The sequence below is a fragment of the Cupriavidus sp. 05T42 genome (assembly GCF_056396345.1).
The window spans coordinates 34,501-59,737 of sequence record NZ_JBFTLH010000017.1 but is presented as its reverse complement, the minus strand read 5'-3'; the positions used below and the strand labels follow the sequence as shown (position 1 = coordinate 59,737).

The following is a 25,237-nucleotide window of genomic DNA, read 5'->3' as shown; positions in this document are numbered from 1 at the left end:
TGACAATACGCACGACTATCACTTTCCTGTCACGAATCGCCGGCACCATCGGCGCTCAAACTAGAAATCAGGGAAGTCTGAAATGCGTTATACCCACTCCGCGATCGGGATCGCGGCAGCTGTGCTTGTCTCCGCCTTGTTCTACGGCTGCAACAGCAGCGACGATGCCCCGGCATCGAACCCGGCCACGCCTTCCGGCCCGTCCACCCCGGCTACCCCCAACGATCCCAGCGCGCCGGAGAACCCCAAGCCCGCCGAAGTGACCGGCAAATGGACCACCGGCGACCTGCACGTCCACACCGTGGAATCGGACGACGCCCAGAGCCTGCTCGCCAACGTGCTGGACGAGGCGCTGGTCAAGAACAACCTCGACTGGACCGCCATTTCGAACCACCTGCGCCCGTCCACGCGCGACCAGAACGGCACCAACATCGTCGGTGGCCCGCTGCCGTTCTCACGGGCCATGGCCGAGTACGAGATGCCGGCCGTGCGCCAGATGCAGGTCAATGGCTCGTACGTCAACAAACTGATCTTCTCGGCCTTCGAATGGGACATGCCCACCCATGACCACATGAACGTGGGCATTTTCGGCGGCGCGCCGCTGGGCACGGCCACCAAGGCGGCCAACGAGTTCGAATACTTCTTCACGAACCGCCCCGACACCCAGTTCGATCCGGTGGACGTGGCCAACTGGAACGCCAAGGGGCCGCGCGCCTTTACCACCCACGCGGACGCCGTGAAGGCCGTGGCCTGGCTGCGCGACAACTATCCCGACACCAGCTACGCGCTGATCAACCACCCCTCGCGCAACACGGGCAAGTACACCGCCGCCGACTACCGCGAATTCAACGACACCGCCCCGAACATCGCCTTCGGCGTGGAGGGCATGGTCGGCAACCAGATGGAGCCAGACCGCGGCGGCTATACCACCGCCTACGTGAACGCCAACCTGAAGAACCGCGTCTACGGTGGCGTGGACTACGTGGTGGCGCAGGTCGGCGGCATCTGGGATGCGCTGCTCGGTGACGGCCGGCGCTTCTGGAACGTGGCCGATTCCGACCACCACTTCAAGACCATCGGCACGAACAGCAGCGGCTACTTCCCGGGCGAGTACGCCAAGACCTATGTCTGGATCGAAAACCAGTACACGGGCATCAAGGGCGTGCTGGAGGGCGTGCGCTCGGGCCGCATGTTCTCGGTGTTCGGCGACCTGATCAACGCGCTCGACTTCAACGTGGCCGGCGCCGCCGGCAAGGGCGAGATGGGCGGCGAGCTGAAGGCCAAGGCCGGCGAGACCGTGACGGTCACCATCCGCTTCAAGAGCCCGGACCGTAACCACTACGAGTATCCGATCAACAGCGGCATCAACGTGAACGTGCGGCCCACGGTGGACCACATCGACCTGATCGCCGGGGATGTGACGCCGCGCGCCGCGGCCGGCACGGCGGGCTACAGCAAGGAAACCAACGACTCGACCAAGGTGATCGCCACCTTCACGTCGGCCGACTGGAAGCTGGATTCGGACGGGTACTACGCCGTGACCTACACCTACACGGCGACGAAGAACCAGTACTTCCGCCTGCGTGGCACCAACCTCGGCATGAACGTGGCGGGTGAGACCCAGGACGGCAATCCGCTCCCGGACGCCAAGACCACGGTCACCGAGGACGCCGCGCGCTTCAACGCCATCAACGCCCGCAACTACAACGACCTCTGGTTCTACTCGAACCCGGTCTTCGTGACCGTGGGTTCGTGACCGTGGGTTCGTGATGGTAGGTAGCTGAGTTTGTGGCGTTAAACGACGGGTCGAGATAATGGTAATTATCAAGTCACCTGCGTTTGTGTAAGAGGTGGTTTTCCCCTCTCCCGGAAGCGGGAGGGGGGAGAAAAACAAACAGCGGTATCATCGCGCCCTTCGCCTTGATGTCCGCATTGCACCTTGTCTGACCCTGAACGTACTGTCGTCCGTCGCCGGCAGCGCCCGCCGGTTGCTCCGGAGCGGCTGCTTGGCCCGCATCACTTCGCTTTCTATCGCGGTTATCTCGAAGGCATCGACCTCGCCCGGCTGGCTGACCGCTATCTGGAGACGGGGCTGGACCTGCGCGTCGCCCGGACCACCATCGGCTGGATCGAGTCCGAATTGGCGCGCGGCGTCAAACGGCTGGAAACCCGCGAAGACGGCCAGCCGACCATCTCCGAGCGCGCCTGGCTGGCGCTGTTCCGCACGCCGGCCGACGAGAGCGCCACCGCGCGCCAGAACCGTCGCCGCAAGCTGTTGCGCGTGCTCGACGCGCTCAAGCCCCAACTGGTTTCCCGCCCCACGCGCGATGACGCCGTAACTGGCTGGTTCGCGCCGGCCATCGCCCAGCGGCTGGTCGAGGCGGGCTGGGCCACGCTCGGCGCGCTGCAAGCCGTGATCGGCCATGAGGGGCCGCGCTGGCACCGCCATGCGCGGCGCATCGGCGACCATACCGCCCGGCGCATCGAGGCCTGGCTGGCCGATCAGGCCGACGATATCGGCGCGATTCCCGCCGCCGCACTGGTGCCCCGCCGCACCGCCACGGCGGCCGAATTGGCGAGCCTGCGCGCGCCGTCAGCGGCGGTGGCGCCGCTCGAATCGCTGCTGCTGCCGCCCGCGCTGGACGGCCGGCAGGGCCATAACCGCACGCCGCATGGCGTCGATTCCCGCATTTCCGCCCAGAACGACCTGATGGCCATCCACGCCTGGCTGGGCGTGCATCCGCCCGTGGGCGGCCACACCTGGCGCGCCTATCGCACGCAGGCCGAGCGCTTCCTGCTCTGGGCCGTGTTCGCGCGCGGCAAGGCCTTGTCCGATCTGACCGTCGAGGATTGCAGCGCCTACCTGATCTTCCTGGCCGATCCGCAGCCGGCGGCCCAGTGGGTCGGCCCGCGCGGCACGCCGCGCTATCGCCACGACTGGCGGCCGTTCGAGGGGCCGTTGTCGGCGGGCAGCGTGCGGCAGGCGTTCACCATCGTCAAATCGCTGTGCGCGTGGCTCGTCAACGCGCAGTACCTGCGCTACAACCCGTTCGAGCTGCTGCCCAAGCCCAAGGCGGCGGGGCAGGGCCGCATCAAGGTGGCGCGCAGCTTTACCGACGCCCAGTGGCAGTTCCTGCGCAAGTTCACCGCCGCGCTGCCGGGCGATGACCCGCGCACGGCGCGGCTCCAGTTCATGCTGCGCTTTGTCTACGCCACCGGCTTGCGGATTTCCGAGCAGGCGCAGGTGACCGTGGGCGACCTCGCCCAGCAGGATCTGGCTGCCGACCAGCGCGGCGTGTGGACGCTCTCCTTCGTCGGCAAGGGCACGCGCGCCCGTGAGGTGCATGTGCCGGGCCCGGTGATCGAGGCGCTGCGGGACTATCTGGAAGCGCGCGGACTGGGGCGCGAGCTGGAGCGGCTGCACCCGTCCACGCCGCTGATTGGCCGGGTGAAGGACGATGGCGCCGTGGGCCGGCTGTCCGTGGCGCAGCTCGATGCCATCTGGAAGGGCTTCTTCGCGCAGGCGGCGCAGGCCATGGCCGCCGATGACCCGGCCGGCGCGGCACGGCTCGGACAGGCCAGCGCGCACTGGCTGCGCCACACCTTCGGCTCGCATGCGATTGCACGCGGGGTGGCGCTGGATGTGGTGCAGCACCAGTTGGGCCATGCCTCGCTGGCGACGACGTCGATCTACGTCCACGCCGAGGACGCCCGCCGCGCGCGCGAACTCGATCAGGCGGGCATGTACTAGTCGGCTGCGGGCAGGCAGTCCAGGAACGCCTGCGCCAGCGCCGGCACCGGGCGCTGCTGGTTGTGCAGGACATAGCTTTCGAACGGGATGGCCGGCTCGAAGCGAATGGCGCGCACCCCCGGCAGCTTCAGGCTGCGCACCACCACCGGGTTCACCACGCTGACGCCGAGGCCCATCTCCACCATCGTGCAGATGGTGGCCGCGTAGGGCGTTTCCAGCGTCAGCACGCGCCGGTCCGGCACAAAGGCGGCATCGACGATGGCGCGCGTGCCATCGCCATGGGTGAGGGAGATGAAGCGCTCGCCGTCGAGGTCCGCCGCGTGGACCACCCGCTTGCGCGCCAGGCGGTGGTCGGCGGGCACGATGCACACCCCGGGCTCGTCGCGCAGCAGCGCGCTGTTGATGCCCGCCGTCTCCACCACGTAGGACACCAGCCCGAAGTCGCAGAACTGGTTCGCCGTCCATTTGGCGACGGTCGGCGAGTCACTGGTATGCACGGCGATGGGCACGTCCGGGTGCTGCTCCCGGAACCKGGCGATGGCCTGCGGCATCACGCTCATGGCGATCGACGGCACGGTGCMGATGCGCAGCGTGCCGACGCCCCCCTCCCGGATCGACCGCGCCGAGGCGCGCAGGCTGTCGAGCCCGAGGAAGGAACGCTCCACGTCCCGGAACAGGGCTTCGGCCTCCACGGTCGGCGTCAGCCGGCCGGCAATCCTCGCAAATAGCTTGAATCCCGTCTCCCGCTCCAGTTGCGAGATCACGCGGCTGATGTTCGGCTGCGAGGTGTGCAGCTGGGTGGCGGCGGTCGTCATCGAGCCGGTCACCATCACAGCCCGGAAGGCTTCGATCTGTTTGAAATTCATACGGGCGATGGTATATCAAATCCGTATGTACAGGCCGAAACAACTGATTTGACGATATGACCGTCGGATTTCCATACTTGGCTCCAACGTACCGGAGAACAACACACGTATGGAATCGAAAGTCAGCCGCCGCCTGACCCAGGCCACCGCCCCCGAGGTCTGCGAACACATCTACCTGCCGCGCCTGGCGCGCGAATTCGGCAGTGGATTCCCGTATTTGAGCGATATCAACCAGGCGCACCTGCTGATGCTGCACGGCGCCGGGCTGGTGCCGGCCGAGGTGGCCGCGCAACTGGCGCAGGCGCTGGTGCGCATCGAGGCGGAAGGCCCGGACGCCGTGCCGCTGGACCCGGCCCGCGAGGACGCCTATTTCAACTACGAGGCCCGGCTGATGGCACTGGCCGGCGCCGACGTGGGCGGCCGCCTGCACGTGGCGCGCAGCCGCAACGACATCCTGGCCACTCACGACCGCCTGCGCGCCCGTGACGCCGCGCTGGCCATCCTCGACGAACTGCTGGCCACCCGCACGGTGCTGCTGGACAAGGCTGCCGAGCATGCTGGCACGGTCATGCCCGGCTACACCCACCTGCAATCGGCCCAGCCGATCACCTACGGTTATTACCTGGCCGGCGTGGCCGAGTCGCTGGGGCGGGACATCGCCCGGCTCCGGCAGGCGCTGGCCCGGCTCGATGCCTGCCCGCTCGGCGCCGGTGCGCTGGCCGGCACGGCGTTCCCGATCGACCGCACGGCCACGGCGCGCTGGCTCGGATTCTCAGGCCCCACCACCAATTCGCTGGATGGCGTGGCCTCGCGCGACGTTGCGTGGGAAATCCTCGCCGCCATCACCATCGGCACGGTCACCTGGGGCCGCGTGGCGCAGGATCTTTATGTCTGGGCGACGCCGGAATTCGGGGTGATCGACTTCCCGGACAGCGTGGCCGGCACGTCGAGCATCATGCCGCAGAAGAAAAACCCGGTCGTGCTCGAGTACCTGAAGGGGAAGGGCGGTCACATGATCGGTCTGCTCACGGCCTCGCTGGCGGCGCTGAAGGGCAGCCATTTCACGCATAGCGGCGACGGCAACCGCGAAAGCATGCGCGGCTTCTGGGAGGCGGCGGACGAGTGCAAGCGCTGCGTGGCCCTGCTGCGGCTGGTGCTGACCCACGCCACGCCACAGGCCGGTCACATGCTGGCGCGCGCCCGGCGGGACTTTTCGATGGCCACCGATCTGGCCGACACGCTGGTGCGCAGCGCCGGCATGTCGTTCCGCGAGGCCCACCACGTGGTGGGCGCGGTGGTGCGCGATGCGCTGGACCGCCATCTGCCCGCCAATGAGATCGATTCGGCGATGGTCGATGCGGCGGCGCTGCGCCACACGGGCCGCGCCGTGCACCTGTCGCCCGAGGCAGTGGCGCGCAGCCTCGACCCCGAATGCGGCGTGGCCGCCCGCACCGCTGCCGGCGGGCCATCGCCCGTGCTGGTGCAGGCGCAGGTTCTGGCCCAACAGGCCGACCTGATCGCCGCGCGAGGTGATGTGGACGTCATGCGCGAGCGCGTGTTGACGGATCGCGCCGCGCTGAAACGGGCCATCGCCGAACTTGCGAGCACGGGGACGTCGATCGATTGACGCGCTCCGGGTGGCGGCTTCAAGCCGCGATCGCCGCCCCCCACCAGTCCCGGATCGCATGGGCGAGGGTGTCGCCCTGGTGCAGCCCGGCGGCGGCGCTGGCCGGGCGGCGGGCGGGGTCGAGGACGTTCGGGCCCATCGCTTCCAGCGCGGCCGGGCTGGGCGCCACCACATGCACCGCGCAGCCCGCCGCCTGCAGCGCCGCCACTTCGGCGCCCAGGTGGCMGCTGACCGGGTTGCCTTCGGCATAGCCGAACGGCGACAGCACCAGCACCCGCTCCGCGTCGATGGCCACCTCGGCGTTGGTCATCGACGCAATCCCCCCATCTATATAGAAGGCGTCGCCGATCTGCACCGGCGGCCAGACGCCCGGCACGGCGCAACTGGCGGACACGGCCTCTACCAGCGGCACGCCGCTGGCCGCATCGAACACCCGGCGCGCGCCGGTGGCGGCATCCACGGCCGCCATGCGCAGCGGATGCCCGGGCCAGTCGGCCTGGGGCAGCCGCGCGGCGATGATGGCGCGGCGCGCGGCCGGGGCGGGGGTCTCGCTGCGGCGGGCGAAGTCGCCGATGCGCTGGCGCGCCGCCGTCAGGTCGCCCTCGACCTTGGCCACCAGCTTGCGGTTCTGCGCGTCGGCTTCGGCCTGCGAGTAGGGACGGAACTGCTCGGGGGAATCGGCGGGCGGATGCAGTTGGGCATGCAGCAGCGCCTCGATGTGCAGGCCGCACGCCAGCTGGGCGCCGACCACCGAGCCAGCCGACGTGCCGACGAACAGCCCGGMGCGATGCACGGCCACGCCGGCCCGCGCCAGCCCGGCCAGCACGCCGACTTCCCACGCGATGCCCGCCACGCCGCCGCCGCCGAACACGGCAGCCGTGCGGAATCGATGCTGGCCGGCCATCAGATGATGCCCTCCAGCGCCAGTTGCCGTTGCGCGTCGTCGTCGATGCCGAGCAGCTCGCCGTAGATCTCGGCGTTGTGCTGGCCCAGTGCCGGCGCCGGCTCGATCGGCTTGGCCGGCACGCCCGAGAACTTCGGGAACACGCCCGCCATCTTCACCGGGCCGATCTTCGGGTGCTCCACCGTGGCGATGCTCTCCCGCGCCGCGTAGTGCGGGTCCTGCATGATGTCCTCGATGGTGTAGATGAAGGAGTAGGCCAGCCGCGCGGCGTCCAGCTTGCGGCACAGCGCGTCCTCCGGCTCCGCGGCGATCCAGTCCGCGACCAGCCGGTTCAGCTCGTCCACATGCTCCCAGCGCTGGCTGTGCGAGGCGTAGCGCGGGTCTTCGGCCAGATCCGGGCGCCCCATGGCCACGCAGAGCCGCTGGAAGCCGGCGTCCGCCGAGCAGGTGAAGATCAGGTAGCGCCCGTCGCGCGTGCGGAAGTGCTCGCCCGGCGCGGCGGCGAAATGCTTGTTGCCGCGCCGCTCGCGCACCACGCCCAGCCGGTCGTACTCGGGCACCAGCACCTCGGTGAATCGGATGATGGACTCGTACATCGACAGGTCGATTTCCTGCCCCTCGCCGCCGTGCACGTCACGGTGGTAAAGCGCCATCATTAGCGCGAAGGCACCGAGGATGGCGGTCTGGTAGTCGGCGGTGGAGGTGCCGCTGCGCACCGGCGGGCGGTCCGGGTAGCCGGTGATGCCCATCAGGCCGCCGAAGGCCAGCCCGATGCGGTCATAGCCGGCGCGCTCCCGGTACGGGCCGGTCTGCCCGAAGCCGGACACGCGCAGCATGATCAGGCCCGGGTTGTGCTGGCGCAGCGTCTCGAAGCCGCAGTTCCATTTCTCGAGCGTGCCGGGGCGGAAGTTTTCCACCACGGCGTCCACCTCGCGCACCAGGCGGTACAGCAGCGCCTGCCCGGCCGGCTCGCGCAGGTTCAGCGTGATCGACTTCTTGTTGCGCGCCTCCACCTGCCAGTACAGGCATTCGTCGTCCACAAAGGGGCCGAGGTCGCGCACGGTGTCGCCGCGCTCGGGCACCTCCACCTTGATGACTTCGGCGCCAAAGTCGCCGAACAGCGTGCAGGCTACCGGCCCCGCGACCATCGTGCCGAGGTCGAGGATGCGCAGGCCGCTCAGCATGTGCGGGCCGGGCGTTTTCATGACCGGTCCTCCAGCGTGGCGGGTTCTGCGTCGGCAGCGGGCGACTCGGCCGCCTCGGCCGGCGCAGTCTTCAGCCGGTAGTCAGAGAAATCGGCCTTGCGCGTCATGTGCCAGTAGTCGTCGTTGCGGAACGGCGTGGTGGCCACCACGCGGCCCTGCGCGTTGCGATACCAGTTGCTCATGCCCTTGTGGGTCCAGATCATGGCGTTATGGGCGGCCTGCACGCGCTGGTTGAAGGCGTCGTGGCGGTCGCGCCGGATCTCGATCTCGAAGCGCCCCGCGCTGTGCGCCATGGCCTGCCGCACGATGTTGAGGATGTAGCTGACCTGCGTCTCCAGCAGCGAGACCACGCTGCCGCCGTGGCCGAGCGCCGTGTTCGGCCCGGCCAGCATGAAGAAGTTGGGGAAGTCCGGCACGGCCACGCCAAGGTAGGCTTCGGCGCCGTGGCGGTCCCACGCCTCGCGCACGGAGCGCCCGCCCCGGCCAAATAGCTGGAACGAGGCCAGCATGTTGATGGCGTCGAAGCCGGTGGCAACGATCAGCACATCGGCCTCATGCCGCTCGCCCTTGTCCGTGACCACCGCGTTGCCTTCCACCCGGGCGATGCCGCCCGTGACCAGCGAGACGTGCGGGCGGGCCATCGTGCGATACCAGCCGTTGTCCATCAGCATGCGCTTGCCGAACGGGGGGTACTCGGGCAGCACGTCCGGCAGCAGGTCCTGGCGCTCGCCCAGCTCGGCCCTGATGTAGTCCGTGAAGTAGGCGCGATGCCGGTCGTTGGTCTGGTTGATGGCGCGCTCCGGGTGCGGCCATGCCGGGTCGATCTGGAGCGAGCCGTGGATGCGGTCGTTGAAGATGTAGGCCAGCCGCTGGCGATACCACTCCTGATAGAACGGCACCTCGCGCAGCAGGAAGCGCGCGGACTCCGGCACCGGCTTCTGGAACTTCTCGAAGGGGGCGGCCCACTGGCGCGAGCGCTGGAACACGGTCAGCGCGGCCACGTGGTCGGCAATGGCCGGCACCACCTGCATCGCGCTGGCGCCATTGCCGATCACGGCCACGCGCTTGCCGGTCACGTCCAGGCCCTCGGGCCAGCGGGCAGTGTGGAAGCAGGGACCGTCGAACTGGTCGAGCCCTTCGATATCGGGCATCTTCGGCACATTGAGCAGCCCCACGGCGCTGATGACCATGTCGGCGTGCAGTGTTTCGGCCTGGCCTTCGGMGTCGAGCGTGTGGACGGTCCAGCGCAGCGAGGACTCATCGTAGTGGGCCGATTGCACCGTGGTGCGCAGCCGGATATGACGGCGCACGCCGAAGCGGTCCGCCACGTCCTCGAAGTATTGCTGGATCTCGCCGCGCAGCGCGAAGTAGCGCGACCAGTCGCCCTTGGCGAACGAGTACGAGTAGATATGGTTCGGCGTATCCACGCCGGCGCCCGGGTAGCGGTTCTCGTACCACGTGCCGCCCACCTCGTCGTTCTTCTCGATCAGCACGAAGGGGATGCCGGCACCCTGCAGGCGGATGGCGGCGCACAGCCCCGCCACGCCGGCCCCGATCACGATCACGCGGAAGCCTTCGGGCACGTCGATACGGCCGCGCTGGTCAATGCGCATGTCCGCGTCCAGCCCCAGCCAGGCGGCGATCATCGGCCCGTAGGAGGCCGGGATGTCCTCGCCCACGCTCAGCCGCATCATGGCGACCAGCGTGTMCGGGTCTGGCGCGGGCAGTGCGGGGGCCACGCCGGACTTCCACGCCAGGATGGCGTCGCGGGCGGCGGCCAACATTTCCGCGCGGACCTCATCGGGTAGCCCACCGGGATCGTTGTCTTCCAGGCCGCGGATGCGCGAGCACTGGTAGCGCGGATCGAGCCAGCGGCGGTCCCCGGTCAGGTGCAGCAGCACCATCAGCAGGGTGGGGTAGTTGGCGCCTTGCAGGGCGTGGTCGAGCGTGGCCTGCCATTTGGCGGCGGCCTGGATGTCGGTCGTCATGGGGCGAGGGAGTCGGATGGATKGGGAGTTACTGGGCGCTTATTGGCCGCTTACTGGGCAGTCAGACCGGCGGACTTCACGACGGCGCCCCACTTGGCGTACTCGGCGCGGATGTCCCGGGCGAACGCCTGCGGCGTGTCCGTGTTGGGCTCGAAGCCGAGCGTCAGCAGCTTGTCGCGCACCTCGGGCTTGGCCATGATCGTGCGCAGGTGGCCGTTCAGGCGGGTGACGATGGCCTCGGGGGTGTCCTTCGGCGCCACAAGGCCCAGCCAGCCCACCGCCTGGTAGCCGGCCACGCCAGCTTCGGCGACCGTCGGCACGTCMGGCAGGATGGCGGAGCGCTTGTTATCCAGTACGGCCAGCGCGCGCAGCTTGCCGGCCTTGATATTGGCCTGCTGGGCGCCGATGGTGTCCACCATCACCGGCACGCGGCCCGCCATGACGTCGATGGACGCCTGGCCGCCGCCGGGATAGGACACCGAGCCCATGCGCAGATCGGCCTTGGCGGCGAACAGCCGCATCGCCAGCTCGAACGCCTGGGCGCCGGAGGCGAACATCATCGGGTCCGGCTGCGCGCGGGCGGTCTGGATCAGCGACGGCACGCTGTTGAACGGCGCGGACGGCGCGCCCACCATCACCATCGGCGCCGTGGCGATCATGCTGACCGGCTCGAACGCGGTCAGCGGGTCATACGGCGTGGCCTTGACCAGATGCGGCCCGATCACCATGGTGCCGCTGACCGCCACGCCCAGCGTGTAGCCGTCCGGCGCGCTCTTGGCGACGGTGCCCATGCCGAGCATGCCGCCCACGCCCGGGCGGTTTTCCACCACCACCGGCTGGCCGATCATCGCGCCCAGCTCGTTGGCGATGATTCGCCCCACCGTGTCGGACGCGCCGCCGGCGGTATAGCCCACCACCAGTCGCACCGGCCGGGTCGGCCAGGTGTCGGCACGAGCGGGCGCGGGTAGCTGCAGCGAGGCGGCCAGCCCAAGCAGGATGGCCAGTCGCGGCAAGGAAAGCACGCGGGGGATCGCACTGGCGAGGCGGCGGAACGTCATGGGTTGTCTCCGGGTGTGTGCACGTGTTCGTGCTTGGTATGGTTGCATTTCATCCCGGACGTGTTCAGTATTCAAACGGAATCTTTACCAATATTCACTATGTGAACATCTCGACCGGGGAGAGGCCGAAAACATGACAAAAGCAGAGACAGAAGCAGAGACGGAAGCCGGCGAGGACACCGGCAGCGCTCCCAAGGGTGCACAGACCGTCACACGGGCGATGGTGCTGCTCAAGCTGATTGCGGCCCATCACCCGACCGGCGTGGCGCTGGGCGTGCTGGCGCAGGCGGCCGGGCTGGACCGCGCCACCGCCTACCGGCTGGCGACGAGTCTGGTCGAATCCGGCATGGTCGAGCGCGAACAACGGCTGTACCGGCTCGGGCTGGACGCCATGCAGCTCGGGCTGGCGGCGATGAAAGGCGCGCCGATCCTGGACCGCTGCCGCCCGGTGATGCAGCGGCTGGCGCGGCGCACCGAGGACACGGTTTTCCTCGTGGTGCGCAATGGCGACTACGGCCACTGCCTCCATTGCGAGGAGGGCGCGTTTCCGGTCAAGGCGCTGGTGCTGCAGGTGGGCGGCATGCGCGTGCTCGGCATCGGCTCGGCGGGCGTGACGCTGCTGTCGATGCTCGACGATGGCGAGATTGCCGCGCTCTACGCGCGCCATACGTCCGAATTCACGCCGCACGGGCTGTCGCTGGCCAAGCTGCGCACGCTGGTGACGCGCGCGCGCTCGGCCGGGCTGGCCAAGACGGACAGCCTCGTCAACGAGGGCGTGAGCGGCGTCGGCATGCGCTTCGAAATCACGCCGGGCAACTTCGCGGCGGTGAGCGTGGCCGCCATCCGCAGCCGCATGCAGGAGTCCCGCAAGCAGTGGATTGCCGACCTGATCGCCGAAGAACTGCGCTCGGCGGGCTTCCGGTGCGCGTATGCTGGGACCGGGCTGGATGGCGCCCCGGGTGCCGATCTGGCGTAGCACCTTCGACCCCAACGGAGAACGGACGATGCGAATCCCCCTGCGTGGCATGGCCTGTCTGGCGATATGTCTGATGCTTGGCGCAGGCCCGGCTGGGGCGACTGGGCCGGCGGATGGCGTGGAGACCTACACCGGACTCTGCGACGCCTCGGCCGGCTTCGCCCTCGGCCCCGACCACTTCGTCGTGGTGGGCGACGAGCACAACGTGCTGACGGTGTACCAGGCCGGTCAGCCGCGCGCGGTCAAGACCTTCACGCTTGGCGGCTTCCTCGGCACCGATGACGATGGCGAGTCGGACCTCGAAGGAGCCGCCGTTGTCGGCCAGCGCGCCTACGTCATCTCGTCGCACGGCCGCAATGCCAAGGGCAAGGAGCAGGGGCGCCGGCACCGGTTCTTCGCGGTGGAACTCGATCCGGGCCGGCTGTCGCTGAAGCCGGTGGGCCGGCCCTACAAGGATCTGCTGAAAGATCTCGTGGCGTCTCCGGCGCTGGCCTCGCTGCCGCTCAAGACGGCCGCCGAACGGGCACCGGAAAGCCCGGGTGGGCTCAATATCGAAGGACTCGCGGCAGCGGATGGCGGCTTGCTGATCGGCTTCCGCAATCCGCTGGTCGATGGCAAGGCCATCCTCGTGCCGCTGGAGAACCCTGATGGGCTCATCGACGGCAAGCCGGCGAAGTTTGGCAGCCCGCTACTGCTCGATCTGGGCGGACGGGGCATCCGCAGCATCGAGCGCGTGGGGCAGGGGTATGTGATCGCCGCAGGGCCGGTGGCTGACCATGGCACCTTCGCCCTATATAAATGGTCCGGCGCCGCCAATGACCGGCCCGAGGCGTTCGGCCAGGCCGCCATCGCCACGCTGAAGCCGGAAGCCATCTTCACGATGCCGGGCACGCAGCGCCTGCGCATTCTCAGCGACGACGGCGGTGTGCTGCGCGATGGCGTGGCATGCAAGCGCCTGCCGGCGGCCCGGCAGGGGTTCCGCAGCGTGACGGTGGCGCCGTAAGCCGGGGCGGGTTAACGCACCAGCACCGCGCGGCCGATATAGAGCACCGGGCCGGTCGGGCGGCCGATGGGCGATCCGGCGGCGGGCTCGAGCGTGATCTCGAACAACTGGTTGTCCTGGAGGGCCGGCAGGCGGTCCAGCGCGACATCGAGCGACTGGTCAGCCTGTACCAGACCCAGCGAGACCGGCCCGCTCCAGTCGTCGGCCTTGGTCCAGAATTGCAGCGCGCGATTGGTCGGCGCGGCCTGCGCGCCGAGCGGAATCAGTTTCAGGCGGCGCGGGCGGCGCGAACGCGCGCAGGCCCAGCATGGCGGCCAGCAGCAGCGAGCAGGCCGTCGCCCCGAAGGCAATACCGCGCCAGAGCGCCAGCGAATGCCACCATCCGGGCGTGCCGGTGGCAGGCGTGGCGGATCATGGTGGGGCTCCTTGGTGTGTCGTGGATCGGTGCGAACCCGGAGGCCGCACAGACGCTACACACCAGCGGAGCGATTGGATGCAGTCAGGCGGAAGTATTTATCCGGCCGACTTGCCTGCGGCGGCCTGGAGGATCAGGTTGGCCACCTCCTGCGGGCGGGACAGCAACGAGACGTGGCTCGCCGGAATCTCCACGGTCTGCGCGCCCATGCGCTTGGCCATGAAGCGTTCGAGGTCCGGGTTGATCGTGCGGTCCTGGGTCGACACCGCGTACCACGTCGGCTTGTCGCGCCAGGCCGCCACGGTGGTCTTCGCCATGGTGATGGCCTTGCCCATCGGCTGCTGGACGGCGTAGTAGCCACGCGCCTGCGTTTCCGGCAGATCCCCGGCGAAGTCGTGCAGGAATGCCTGTTCGGAAAGCCGGCCGTATCCATCCGCACCCCATTGCAATCCGCCCGAGGCCGGCGCGGCGGGGAACGTCTTTGTCAGCGCGGGGTAGTCCTCGCCGGCGTCCGGCGCGCGGGCGGCGATGTAGACCAGCCCGGCMACTTTCGGGTCATCGCCGRCCTGGCTGATGACCATGCCGCCGTAGGAGTGCGCCACGAGCAGCGTGGGGCCGTCCTGGACCGCCAGGGCGCGCTTGACCGCATCGACGTCCGCGTCCAGCGATGTCGTCGGGTTCTGCACCGAAGTGACGTGGTAGCCCTTCGCCTGCAACAGCGGAATGACCTTCTCCCAGCTCGATCCATCGGCATACAGGCCGTGCACCAGCACGATGTTCTTGACGGGGACGGTGTTCGCCAGCGACGGGGTCTGCGCCATGGCGCCGGAGGCGAGAGTGAGGGCGGCGAGCGCGGCCAGGGTGGCCGGGAGGGTGCGGTGGAGTTTCATGGTCAGTCCTTTCGATCAGGTAGAGGGATGAATTGCAGCGTCATGGGCTGTCTGCAGTCAGACGAACCGCCCGCGCCGGCTATTCCGTCTCCGGTGACTTCCTGCCCGCAGCCCCGTGGGATCGTGCAAACATCGTGCGAAATCCGCCGGCGACCCGCCGCGCCCGGGCAATATCGATAGTTGAAAGACTTCGTTGTGCGCGCCGCGCCCCTTTCCGATACTGAATGCCGCTCCGCATTCCAATCTGAACAGGGACTTCCGATGCCGTCGCACTCCGTGGCCAACACCCGCCGTACCGCGCTCAAACAACTCGTATCCCTCGCCGTTGCCGGCGGCGCAGGCTCGCTGCTGGCCGCGTGCTCTCGTGGCGACGAGACCGCCACGCCGAAAGCGGCGGCCGGTGCGCCGGCGGTGGTCGGCAAGGTTGGCGACAAGGTGCGCTTCCGTTACCCGGACAACCCGACCTTCGATCTGGTCTACCTGGCCGACCAGCTCGGTTATTTCGAAGGCACGAACACGCGGCCCGAGTACATCGGCAAGGTGGCGGCGCCCCAGATCATCCCGCTGGTGGGCACGGGCGAGATCGATTTCGGCTCACGCATGGTGCCGCTGGTGATCTCGGCGGTGGCCAGCGGCTCCGACATCAAGGTAGTGGCGGCCGGCAACAAGACGCTGCAGGACGCGCCGCACATGAAGTACTTCGTGCGCAAGGCGTCCGGCATCCGCGCCCCGAAAGACCTCGAAGGCAAGACCGTCGGCATCAACAGCTTCGGCGCGTGCGCGGAGTTCGTCACCAAGACGTACCTGCGCGAGAAGGGCGTGGACGTCAACAAGATCAACTTCGTCGTGATTCCGGACGATCAGGCCGAGCAGACGCTGGTCACCGGCAACACCGACCTGGCGATMATCCACGCACCGTTCTCGGGCCGCGCCGACCACGCCGACAAGCTGGTGCGGCTGTGGAGCGACTTCGACCTCGACGCCGGGCTGGGCGGCATGCAGCCCTACAGCGCGCACGGCAAGTTCATTCGCGAGCATCCGGAATCCGTGCGCGACGTCGTGACCGCGCTCGCCAAGGCGGCCAACTGGGTCAACGCGAACCCGGAGGACGCGCGCAAGCTGGTGTCCAAGCGCATCAACCTGCAGCTCGACTACGTGGACCGCTACGCCTACGTCGATAACCTCGTCGTCACCGAGCCGCCGATCCAGTATTACATCGACGTCCTCGAAACCGAGGGCAAGCTCCCCAAGGGCAAAGTCGCCGCGCGCGATCTCTACACGAACGAGTTCAATCCGTACGCCACGCAGGGACCGGCGAAGGCATGAGCACGACCGACTCCCACAAGATCACCGCGCGCGGCGTGCGCATGGACTATGCCGTGCGCAACGAGGCGGGGCGCCCGGAGAACGTGGCCGTGCTGCGCGACTTCGACCTTGATATCCGCGACGGCGAACTGCTGTCGATCCTGGGGCCGTCCGGCTGCGGCAAGTCGACTTTCCTGAGCATCCTCGCCGGCCTGACTGACCGCACCGGTGGCAACATCGCCATCGACGGCAAGCCGCTGCAGGGCATCAACCCGGCGCAGGGCGTGGTGTTCCAGGGCTACGCCTTGTTCCCGTGGCGTACCGTGCTCGAGAACATCGAGGTCGGCCTCGAGATTCGCGGCGTGCCGCGTGCGGAGCGGCGGCGCATTGCGGGGGAGTACCTCGAACTGGTAGGGCTGACCGGCTTCGGCCCGCGCTTTCCGCATGAAATCTCGGGCGGCATGAAGCAGCGCGTGGCGATTGCGCGCGCGCTGGCCTACAAGCCCGAAGTGCTGCTGATGGACGAACCATTCGCCGCGCTGGACGCACAGACGCGCGAGATCCTGCAAGGCGAACTGCTGCGGATCTGGGAGCAGACGCGCAAGACCATCGTGTTCATCACCCACAGTATCGACGAGGCGATCTTCCTGTCGGACCGCATCGCCATCATGACGCGGCGCCCGGGTACGGTGAAGGCGATTCTCGACGTGCCGCTGCCGCGCCCACGCGCGCCCGAGGTGCGAAATTCCGAAGCGTTCGTGCGACTGCGCCAGCAGGCGTGGGACGTGCTCAAGGACGAGGTCCAGTTCGCGAACCCGGCCGCCGTGCCGCGCCCGCTCGGCGCCACGGCCAATCCCGGCGAGCGTGCGGCCGCCGAACCTGTGCTGGCGAGGGCCGCATCATGAGCGGAAAAGCCACCGACCGCGCGCTCGGCGTGCTGGGCATCATCGGCTTCCTGCTGCTGTGGGAGCTGGTGCCACKGCTGGGCATCGTCAGCGCCGCCTACCTGAGTCCGCCATCGCAGATCCTGGGCGCCATCTGGCAGCTGATTGGCAGCGGCGCGCTGTGGAAACACCTGCTCGCCAGCCTCCAGCGCTCGCTGTGGGGCCTGGCCGCCGCCATCGGGCTCGGCGTGACGCTGGGCCTGCTGATGGGCTGGTTCAGCCGCTTCGAGGCGATTGTCGATCCGATTCTGCAACTGTTCCGGCAGACCTCGGCCTTCGCGCTGTTCCCGGTGTTCATCCTGTTCCTTGGTATCGGCGAGACCTCGAAGGTGGCGATCATCTTCTGGGCGTCGTTCTGGCCGGTGCTGCTGAGCACGATTGGCGGCGTCAAGCAGGTGGACCGGCTGTTGATCGACTCGGCCCGCTCGATGGGCGCGTCGCGGCTGTTCGTGTTCCGCAAGGTCGTGCTGCCGGCGGCGTCGCCATCGATCTTCACGGGTGTGCGGCTGGCGGGCACGTATTGCATCACCGCGCTGGTGGCGGCGGAGATGATCGGCGCGCATTCCGGGCTCGGCTTCATGACGCTCAACGCGCAGGAGGTCTTCCAGATTCCGACCATGTACGCGGGCATCCTGCTGCTGGCGGTGCTGGGGCTGGTGCTCAACTACGGGCTGGCACGGGTGGAGCGCCGCATGACGCGCTGGCGCAAGGGGCTCACGCTCAATGGCTGAGATCGCGTCCGAATGCGGGTGCGCGCCGGTCGCCGCAGCGCCACGTTCGATTCCCGGCGCGTGGCATGCCATCGCGCTGGCGGTGGCGGCCGGCCTGCTCGGCCTGGCTGCCGCGCCACGCTGGCTAGAACAGTCGCCGCATCTTGTCGAACGATTGCCGGTTGCCTTGCAGGCGGGGGCGCGGTACCTGGAGCGGGAGCCCGGCTGGACGACGCTGCCACGCGGCCCGTTGCTCGAAGCCGTGCGGGCGCGTGGCGAGCTGGTGGTGGGCGTGCGGCAGTACGCCCGTCCCGCGCCGCCTAGCCGGCCGACGCCGCCTGAACCCGATGCGTTCGATGTCTCGCTCGCGCGCTATCTTGCTGAACGATTGCAGGTGCGTCTGCGGGTAGTCGGCCTGCCTGCCGATGCGCGCGGCGAGAGCGTGCCCGGTGTCGATCTTGTGGTGGCCGGCGCCATCGATAGCGGTCCGTATGCCGTGCCGACCGCCTACACCGGCGGCGCCGGCGCGCTCGTCACGCTGCGCGGCAGCGACTATCGTGCGCCGAGTGATCTCGCCGGGCGCGCGGTCTGTGTCGCACAGGGTAGCCCTTATGCGCATCCCGTCACGGAGACGCTGGGCGCGCAGGTACGTTCCTATTCTTCGTCGATCCGCGCCGTGGCCGCGTTTATGGCCGGCGAATGCCAGGCGCTGGCGGAAGACGCCCCTGTGGTGGCGCGGCTGATGGGATTGCCCGAGTGGCGCTTCTATCGGCGGCTCGACGCGGGCCTGCTTCCCGACAACGCCAGTCCGCAGATCGTGATCCGGCAGGACGACTCCCGCTCCGCAGCGTGGCTCGATCGCGCCGTGCGGCATTGGAAGATCGGCGGGGCGCTCGCCACTGCCCGTACGCAGCGCGCCGGCGATATTGCCTACGAAGCCAGCCAGCTTGGCGACGGCCTCGTCTGCCATTCCTGACGCCAGCCGATGTCTGCCTGCGGCTATCGATATGCGGGCCGCAGCGCCTAAGCATCCTCGAAAAAATTCGTCGTGACGTGTAGGGGGGCCATGCTCCAATGGCCGCTTGTTCCCCCACTCGCTGCACCATGACCAACCTCTCGGAATTGCACGTCCTACAGCGCTCCGGTGCGCCTGTGCGGCGCATTGCGGACGACGCCGAAGCCATCGCCGTGGCGCATGCCCTGGCGGCCGATTTTGCCGAAGGCGCCGCGCGACGCGACCGCGAGCGCATCCTGCCCTGGGACGAACTGAACCGCTGGTCCGGCAGCGGGCTTGGGGCGATCACGATTCCGCGCGTGTTCGGCGGTGCCGGCGTGTCGTACGCCACGCTCGCAGAGGTCTTTKCGATCCTCAGCGCCKCCGATGGCTCGCTGGGTCAGATCCCGCAGAATCACTTCGGCCTGCTCGGCGTGCTGCGCGAGATCGGCACGCCGGCGCAGAAGCAGCGCTACTACGCCGAGGTGCTCGCCGGGCAGCGGCTTGGCAATGCGGGGCCGGAACGCCGCTCCGCCACGAGCCAGACCGTCCTGCAAACCGGCACGCGGCTGCGCCGCACAGAACAGGGCTTGCGGCTGACTGGCCAGCGCTTCTATTCGACCGGCGCGCTGTTCGCGCATCGGGTGCCCGTACGCGCGCTGGACGACGAAGGCCGCGCCGTGCAGGCATGGGTGCCGCGCGATGCGGCGGGCCTGACCGTGAACGACGACTGGTCGTCGTTCGGCCAGCGCACCACCGCCAGCGGCACGGTGCTCTTCGACAACGTGGCCGTCTCAGAGGAAGACGTGTTGCCGGTCTGGCAGCTTGCGGAGCGCCCCGGGATCTACGGGCCGACTTCGCAGCTGATCCAGGCCGCCATCGACCTGGGTATCGCACAGGCTGCCTTTGACGATGCCATCGCCTTCGTGCGCGCCTACGCGCGGCCGTGGATCGACGCCAAAGTGGAGCACGCCACCGACGATCCCTATCTGATCGGCGATGTCGGCCGGCTTGCCGTGGATCTCCACGCCGCGCGCGAAGTGCTGGGCGAGGCTGGGCGCGCGCTCGATGCCATCGCCGCAGGCCCGGTGACGGATGCGCTGAGCGCGGAGGCGTCGGTGGCCGTGGCGGAAGCCAAGGTGCTGACCACCGAGATCGCGCTCGCGGCCAGCGAGAAGCTGTTCGAGCTGGCGGGCTCCTCCGCCACGCGCGCCAAGCACAACCTCGACCGCCACTGGCGCAACGCGCGCACCCATACGCTGCACGATCCGGTGCGCTGGAAGCTCCACCTGATCGGCAACTATCACCTCAACGGCGTTCAGCCGGCACGGCACTCCTGGAATTGATATGACCTTGCTGTTTACGCCTCCACCTGCTGCCGATCATCGGGACAGCCGTCCCGCACCGGCCGCGCCGCCGCCGCGCGCCCATCGCATTGCCGATGACGCCGAAGCCATCGCCGCCGCGCAACTGCTGGCGGAACGCTTTGCCCCCGACGCCGCGCTGCGTGACCGCGAGCGCCGACTGCCGTGGGAAGAACTCGACGCGCTGAGCGCCAGCGGCCTGCTGGGCATCACTGTGCCGCGCGAGCACGGCGGCGCCGGCGTGTCCAACGGCACGCTGGCCGAAGTGATCGCAACGCTCGCTGCTGCCGATGGCTCGCTGGGCCAGATCCCGCAGAACCACTACTACGCGCTCGAAGTGCTGCGCGTGGGCGGCACGGCGGCGCAGCGAGCGGCGTTCTACGCCCGGGCGCTGGCCGGTGAGCGCTTCGGCAATGCGCTGGCCGAGATCGGTCACAAGGACTTCAAGCGCCGCACGCGGCTGGTGCCGGATGGCGACGGCTTCCGGCTGATCGGCAACAAGTTCTATTGCACGGGTGCGATCTTCGCGCACCAGATTCCCACGCTGGCCGTGGCGCAGGAGGATGGGCGCGAGGTCACTTACATCGCTATCGTGCCGCGCGATGCCGCCGGCATCACCATCGTCGACGACTGGGATGGCTTTGGCCAGCGCGTCACGGGTAGCGGATCGGTGACCTTCGACAACGTGCGCGTCGAGGCGGACTGGGTGCTGCCGTTCCAGGCGTCGTTCGAGACGCCGACCACCATCGGTCCCGTGGCGCAGCTGATGCATGCGGCCATTGACCTTGGCATTGGGCACGGCGCGTTCGCCGCCACGTTGCCGTTCATCCGCGATCATGCGCGGCCCTGGGTGGATGCGAAGGTCGCACATGCCAGCGAGGATCCGCTGACGATCCATCAGGTCGGTGACGTCAAGGTCAGGCTCCGCGCCGCCGAGGCGCTGGTGCGGCGGGCCGGGCGCATCGTCGATGCGGCGCAGCGCAGCCCCGACGCCCAGACCGTAGCGGCGGCATCCATCGCCGTGGCGGAAGCGCGCGCGGCCACAACCACCGCCTCGCTGCTGGCCGGCACCCGGCTGTTCGAACTGGGCGGCACGGCATCGACGCTCGACGGGCAAGGGCTAGACCGCTTCTGGCGCAACGCGCGCACCCATACCCTCCACGATCCGGTGCGATGGAAGTATCACGCCATCGGCAACTACTACCTCAACGACCGCCTGCCGACGCGGCACGGAGCCCTCTGATGGCGCGCAAGCAGATCCTGCTCAACGCGTTCAACATGAACTGCGTCGGGCACATCAATCACGGCCTGTGGACCCACCCGCGCGACCGCTCCACGGAATACAACACGCTCGAATACTGGGTGGAGCAGGCGCGCACGCTGGAGCGCGGGTTGTTCGATGGGCTGTTTATCGCCGATATCGTCGGTGTCTACGACCTCTATCGCGGCAATGTCGATGTCACGCTGCGTGAGTCGATCCAGCTGCCGGTCAACGATCCGCTGCTGCTGGTACCGGCCATGGCCGCCGCCACGCGCCACCTCGGCTTCGGCGTAACCGTCAACCTGACCTACGACGCACCGTACCTGCTGGCGCGGCGCTTCTCCACGCTCGATCACCTGACGCGTGGCCGTGTCGGCTGGAACATCGTCACCGGTTATCTGGACAGCGCGGCGCGCGCCATGGGCCTCGACGGGCAGTTCCCGCATGACGAGCGCTACGACCGCGCCGACGAGTATCTGGAGGTGCTCTACAAGCTCTGGGAGGGCAGCTGGGAGGAGGGCGCCGTGCTGCGCGACAAGGCCACGCGCACATTCGCCGATCCGGCCCGGGTGCACAAGGTGGTCCATCACGGCCGCTACTACGACGTGGAGGGCTACCACCTGGCGGAACCCTCCGCGCAGCGCACCCCGGTGCTATTCCAGGCCGGCAGTTCGGGGCGCGGGCAGCAGTTCGCGGCGCGCCATGCGGAATGCGTGTTTATCTCGCCGCCGAGCAAGGAGGCGGCACGCAAGACCGTCAGCGCACTGCGCGAGCAGTTGGTGGCGGCGGGCCGGCGCCCGGATGACGTCAAGGTCTTTGCCGGCGCTGCCGTGGTCACGGGCCGCACCGAAGCGGAGGCGCGCGCGCTCCACGCCGAGTACCGCGACTACGCGAGCCGCGAAGCCGGGCTTGCGCATTTCGCCGCCAGCACGGGCGTGGACTTCGCGCGCTATGGCCTCGATGAGCCGGTGGACTATGGCGGCGGCAACGCCATCGAGTCCGCGCAGCGCACCGCCGCCCAGCATGGCTGGACGCGCCGCAAGCTGCTGGATCTGTTCGAGCTGGGCGGACGCTATCCCGCCATCGTTGGCGACCCCGCACAGGTGGCCGACGAACTCGAGTCCTGGATCGACGAKACCGGCATCGACGGCTTCAACCTGAGCCGCACCGTGGTGCCGGAGAGCTACACGCACTTCGTCGACCTGATCGTTCCCGAGCTACAGAACCGGGGCCGCTACAAGACGGCCTATGCCGAGGGGTCGCTGCGCCACAAGCTGTTCGGCGACGGCGACCGCCTGCCAGATCGCCACGCGGCCGCGCAGTTCCGCCGCCTTTGATTCTTCATCCTGCCCATCACCATGCTGAAATCCTCACTGCTGCTTCCCCTGTTTGCTTCGCTGGCGATCGTCGCTTCCGCCTCTTCAGCCGCGCACGCCGCGCCGCTCACCATTGGCGTCACGCCGGGCTCGCTGGCCGACTCGGTCGAGGTGGCCGCCACCGAGGCCCGCAAGCAGGGCCTCGATGTCAAGGTGATCGAGTTCACCGACTGGACCACGCCGAACGTGGCGCTGGCTGCCGGGGACCTCGACATCAACTACTTCCAGCATCAGGCGTTTCTGGACAACGCCGTGAAGGAGCGCGGCTACAAGTTCCGCAGCGTGGCGCTTGGGGTGCTGCCCAACATCGGCCTGTATTCCACCCACATCAAGCGCTTCGGCGACCTCAAGGACGGCGCGCGCGTGGGCGTGGCGAACGATCCGGTGAATCAGGGGCGCGGCCTGCTGCTGTTGCAGAAGGCGGGGCTGATCAAGCTGCGCGATGGCGTGGGCGCGAAGGGCAGCGTCAACGACATCGTGGACAACCCCAAGAAGCTCAAGTTCGTGGAAGTGGAGGGGCCGCAGCTCGTGCGCGCGCTCGATGACGTGGACCTCGCGCAGGGCTACCCGGCGCACTTCGTCAACGCCGGCAAGCCGCAGGTGGCGGGCTCCGGACTGCTCTACTCGGGCATCGACGACACCTACTTCGCCATCCGCTTCGTGACGCGGGAGAACAATGCCAGCGATGCCCGCGTGGCGCGCTTCGTGAAGATCTACCAGGAGTCGCCGGCGGTGCGCAAGCAGCTCAGCACCTCGTTCGCGAACAACGACAAGCTCTACAGCCTGCCCTGGCTGAAGCCCTGACTGGAGACTCGTGCAGATGGCCGCCACCTTTCCGTTGTTCCGCAGGGGACTTCTCCAGACTGCTTCGCGTAGCGCGCCGCCGGTGGCACGCGCGGAAGGCACAACCGCGCCCAATGCGGGTTCGATCCGATTCGAGGGCGTGGGCAAGACTTATCACGCGGCGAGCGGGCCGGTGGAGGCGCTGCGCGAGATTGACCTTGAGATTCCCGCTGGCGGCATCTTCGGGATCATCGGTCGCAGCGGCGCGGGGAAGTCGAGCCTGCTGCGCACCATCAACGGGCTGGAGACGCCGAGCGCAGGCCGGGTCACCGTGGGCGGCGTGGACGTGGCGACGCTGGGGACGGGCGAACTGGTGACGTTGCGCCGGCGGATCGGCATGATCTTCCAGCACTTCAACCTGCTGTCCGCCAAGACCGTGGCCGAAAACGTGGCGCTGCCGCTCAAGGTGGCCGGCGTGCCCCGGGCGGAGATCGCGGAGCGCGTGGCGTCGCTGCTGGCGCTGGTCGGCCTCGACGGCAAGGCGGATGCGTACCCCGGCCGGCTGTCGGGCGGACAGAAGCAGCGTGTGGGCATTGCGCGCGCGCTGGTTCATCGGCCCGACATCCTGCTTTGCGACGAGGCCACCTCCGCGCTGGACCCGGAGACCACGCAGTCGATCCTGGCCCTGCTGCGCGACATCAACGCGCGGCTTGGCATCACCATCGTGCTGATTACCCACGAAATGCGCGTGATTCGGGCGATCTGCGACAGCGTGCTGGTGCTGGAACGCGGGGCCATCGCCGAGACCGGGCCGGTGTGGCAGGTCTTCGGGAATCCGCAGCACGATGCCACGCGGGCGCTGCTGGCGCCGCTGGCCACGCGCGTGCCCGAGGACATCGCGCAGCGCCTGCATGCGCAGCCGGAGGGCGCGGGGGACTGGCATCGAGTGGTCGAACTGCGCTATGCCGGCGGCGAGGTGCCGGATCTGTCGCGCGTGGCCGCCGCGTTCGGCGCCGGCGTGCGGCTGCTGCATGGCAGTCTCGACCGGATTCAGGGGCACACGCAAGGCGCGCTGCTGCTCTCCATCCCCGCCCACGCCGCGCTGGAGGCTGCGGTGGCGTCGGCCGGGGCTATCGCCCATCACGTCACCACGCTAGGTTATGTCTCCGATACTCATTGACCGCCTCTGGGCCGCTTTCCTCGATACGCTGACGATGGTCGGCGCCTCCGCGCTGATCGCCGCGCTGGCCGGGCTGCCGCTCGCCGTGCTGCTGGTGGTGACTGCGCCGGGCGGCATGCGGCCCGCGCCGCGCTTCCATCGGCTGGCTGGCACCCTGGTCAACGGCTTCCGCGCTACGCCATTCATCGTGTTGCTGGTGGCGTTGCTGCCGTTCACGCGGCTGGTGGTAGGGGTGACGATTGGCGTCTGGGCGGCCGTGGTGCCGCTCGCGATCAGCGCCACACCGTTCTTCGCGCGGATTGCCGAGGTGAGCCTGCGCGAAGTGGACCATGGCTTGATCGAGGCGGCCCAGGCGATGGGATGCCAGCGCCGCCATATCGTCTGGCATGTGCTGCTGCCGGAAGCGTTGCCGGGCATCGTCGGCGGGTTCACGATCACCGTGGTCTCGCTGATCGGGGCGTCCGCGATTGCCGGCGCGGTCGGTGCGGGCGGGCTGGGCGACCTGGCGATCCGCTACGGCTACCAGCGCTTCGATACGGTGGTGATGGTCGTGGTGATTGTGGTGCTGATTGCGCTGGTCACCGGCGTACAGGCGGCCGGCGACCAGTGGGTCAGGCGCTTGCGCGCGCGCTGATCG

Annotated in this window: 22 protein-coding genes; 15 read left to right on the top strand and 7 right to left on the bottom strand. The window is 68.6% G+C overall.

All coding sequences use genetic code 11. The features are described 5' to 3' along the window. Positions 1 to 82: 82 nt before the first annotated feature. Positions 83 to 1,756, top strand: a complete 1,674-nt coding sequence (locus tag AC1EJR_RS20930; RefSeq protein ID WP_477113625.1) for an S-layer protein — start codon at positions 83 to 85, stop codon at positions 1,754 to 1,756. Positions 1,757 to 1,939: 183 nt separating this feature from the next. Continuing rightward, entirely contained in the window at positions 1,940 to 3,751 is a 1,812-nt protein-coding gene (locus AC1EJR_RS20925; protein WP_454757796.1) for a tyrosine-type recombinase/integrase, read from the top strand. Here the strand turns inward: AC1EJR_RS20925 and AC1EJR_RS20920 are convergent. Further along, the gene (locus AC1EJR_RS20920) at positions 3,748 to 4,617 is read right to left on the bottom strand and encodes a LysR family transcriptional regulator (RefSeq protein WP_477147507.1); all 870 of its coding nucleotides are present in this window, start codon (positions 4,615 to 4,617) and stop codon (positions 3,748 to 3,750) included. The genes AC1EJR_RS20925 and AC1EJR_RS20920 overlap by 4 nt on opposite strands. Positions 4,618 to 4,726: 109 nt before the next feature. Here AC1EJR_RS20920 and argH point away from each other — a divergent pair, with 109 nt between their 5' ends. Next, positions 4,727 to 6,244 (top strand): argininosuccinate lyase, encoded by a 1,518-nt coding sequence (gene argH, locus AC1EJR_RS20915; protein WP_477113623.1) that lies wholly within the window; start codon positions 4,727 to 4,729, stop codon positions 6,242 to 6,244. Between the two features lie 19 nt (positions 6,245 to 6,263). On the opposite strand, the gene AC1EJR_RS20910 is transcribed toward argH, so the two are convergent. From AC1EJR_RS20910 to AC1EJR_RS20895, 4 genes are read right to left on the bottom strand one after another with little or no spacing between them, the layout of a single operon-like run. After that, positions 6,264 to 7,148, bottom strand: coding sequence for a patatin-like phospholipase family protein (locus tag AC1EJR_RS20910; RefSeq protein ID WP_477147506.1), 885 nt, complete (start codon positions 7,146 to 7,148; stop codon positions 6,264 to 6,266). Then, positions 7,148 to 8,353 carry a CaiB/BaiF CoA transferase family protein gene (locus AC1EJR_RS20905; RefSeq protein ID WP_092300559.1) on the bottom strand — a complete coding sequence of 402 codons (1,206 nt, stop codon included), beginning with the start codon at positions 8,351 to 8,353 and terminating at the stop codon, positions 7,148 to 7,150. The genes AC1EJR_RS20910 and AC1EJR_RS20905 overlap by 1 nt, the downstream gene beginning before the upstream one ends. After that, a complete protein-coding gene (locus tag AC1EJR_RS20900) occupies positions 8,350 to 10,341 on the bottom strand; it encodes an FAD-dependent oxidoreductase (protein ID WP_477147505.1) in 1,992 nt (663 codons plus the stop codon). Before AC1EJR_RS20900 ends, AC1EJR_RS20905 begins: the two co-directional genes overlap by 4 nt. Positions 10,342 to 10,391: 50 nt before the next feature. After that, a complete protein-coding gene (locus AC1EJR_RS20895) occupies positions 10,392 to 11,399 on the bottom strand; it encodes a Bug family tripartite tricarboxylate transporter substrate binding protein (RefSeq protein WP_441593011.1) in 1,008 nt (335 codons plus the stop codon). A gap of 133 nt (positions 11,400 to 11,532) precedes the next feature. Here AC1EJR_RS20895 and AC1EJR_RS20890 point away from each other — a divergent pair, with 133 nt between their 5' ends. Both AC1EJR_RS20890 and AC1EJR_RS20885 read left to right on the top strand, forming a co-directional pair. Next, positions 11,533 to 12,375 carry an IclR family transcriptional regulator gene (locus AC1EJR_RS20890; protein ID WP_092300551.1) on the top strand — a complete coding sequence of 281 codons (843 nt, stop codon included), beginning with the start codon at positions 11,533 to 11,535 and terminating at the stop codon, positions 12,373 to 12,375. A 28-nt stretch (positions 12,376 to 12,403) separates the two neighbouring features. Then, positions 12,404 to 13,378 carry a DUF3616 domain-containing protein gene (locus tag AC1EJR_RS20885; protein WP_477113621.1) on the top strand — a complete coding sequence of 325 codons (975 nt, stop codon included), beginning with the start codon at positions 12,404 to 12,406 and terminating at the stop codon, positions 13,376 to 13,378. 11 nt (positions 13,379 to 13,389) lie between these two features. Here AC1EJR_RS20885 and AC1EJR_RS20880 read toward each other — a convergent pair whose 3' ends face one another. Next, a complete protein-coding gene (locus AC1EJR_RS20880; protein WP_441593014.1) occupies positions 13,390 to 13,728 on the bottom strand; it encodes an anti-sigma factor in 339 nt (112 codons plus the stop codon). A 163-nt stretch (positions 13,729 to 13,891) separates the two neighbouring features. After that, positions 13,892 to 14,683, bottom strand: a complete 792-nt coding sequence (locus AC1EJR_RS20875; RefSeq protein WP_477147504.1) for an alpha/beta hydrolase — start codon at positions 14,681 to 14,683, stop codon at positions 13,892 to 13,894. A 261-nt stretch (positions 14,684 to 14,944) separates the two neighbouring features. Between AC1EJR_RS20875 and AC1EJR_RS20870 the strand changes: the two genes are divergently transcribed. The 10 genes from AC1EJR_RS20870 (at position 14,945) to AC1EJR_RS20825 (ending at position 25,234) form a co-directional block, all read left to right on the top strand. Beyond that, positions 14,945 to 16,009 (top strand): ABC transporter substrate-binding protein, encoded by a 1,065-nt coding sequence (locus AC1EJR_RS20870; RefSeq protein WP_441645364.1) that lies wholly within the window; start codon positions 14,945 to 14,947, stop codon positions 16,007 to 16,009. Continuing rightward, positions 16,006 to 16,893 (top strand): ABC transporter ATP-binding protein, encoded by an 888-nt coding sequence (locus tag AC1EJR_RS20865; RefSeq protein ID WP_092300530.1) that lies wholly within the window; start codon positions 16,006 to 16,008, stop codon positions 16,891 to 16,893. The genes AC1EJR_RS20870 and AC1EJR_RS20865 overlap by 4 nt, the downstream gene beginning before the upstream one ends. Continuing rightward, complete coding sequence (locus AC1EJR_RS20860) at positions 16,890 to 17,663, top strand: ABC transporter permease (RefSeq protein WP_477147503.1); 774 nt, start codon at positions 16,890 to 16,892, stop codon at positions 17,661 to 17,663. Before AC1EJR_RS20865 ends, AC1EJR_RS20860 begins: the two co-directional genes overlap by 4 nt. Continuing rightward, the gene (locus AC1EJR_RS20855) at positions 17,656 to 18,618 is read left to right on the top strand and encodes a type 2 periplasmic-binding domain-containing protein (RefSeq protein ID WP_454757801.1); all 963 of its coding nucleotides are present in this window, start codon (positions 17,656 to 17,658) and stop codon (positions 18,616 to 18,618) included. Before AC1EJR_RS20860 ends, AC1EJR_RS20855 begins: the two co-directional genes overlap by 8 nt. Before the next feature lie 128 nt (positions 18,619 to 18,746). Beyond that, positions 18,747 to 19,982 carry an SfnB family sulfur acquisition oxidoreductase gene (locus AC1EJR_RS20850; RefSeq protein WP_477147502.1) on the top strand — a complete coding sequence of 412 codons (1,236 nt, stop codon included), beginning with the start codon at positions 18,747 to 18,749 and terminating at the stop codon, positions 19,980 to 19,982. A gap of 1 nt (position 19,983) precedes the next feature. Beyond that, entirely contained in the window at positions 19,984 to 21,243 is a 1,260-nt protein-coding gene (locus AC1EJR_RS20845) for an SfnB family sulfur acquisition oxidoreductase (protein ID WP_092300520.1), read from the top strand. After that, positions 21,243 to 22,598, top strand: a complete 1,356-nt coding sequence (locus AC1EJR_RS20840; protein ID WP_477147501.1) for an LLM class flavin-dependent oxidoreductase — start codon at positions 21,243 to 21,245, stop codon at positions 22,596 to 22,598. Before AC1EJR_RS20845 ends, AC1EJR_RS20840 begins: the two co-directional genes overlap by 1 nt. Positions 22,599 to 22,619: 21 nt before the next feature. Beyond that, entirely contained in the window at positions 22,620 to 23,441 is an 822-nt protein-coding gene (locus AC1EJR_RS20835; protein WP_092300514.1) for a MetQ/NlpA family ABC transporter substrate-binding protein, read from the top strand. Positions 23,442 to 23,457: 16 nt separating this feature from the next. Beyond that, complete coding sequence (locus AC1EJR_RS20830; protein WP_092300511.1) at positions 23,458 to 24,600, top strand: methionine ABC transporter ATP-binding protein; 1,143 nt, start codon at positions 23,458 to 23,460, stop codon at positions 24,598 to 24,600. Beyond that, on the top strand, positions 24,581 to 25,234 hold the full coding sequence (locus AC1EJR_RS20825) for a methionine ABC transporter permease (protein ID WP_477110643.1): 654 nt from the start codon (positions 24,581 to 24,583) through the stop codon (positions 25,232 to 25,234). Before AC1EJR_RS20830 ends, AC1EJR_RS20825 begins: the two co-directional genes overlap by 20 nt. The last annotated feature ends 3 nt before the right edge of the window (positions 25,235 to 25,237 follow it).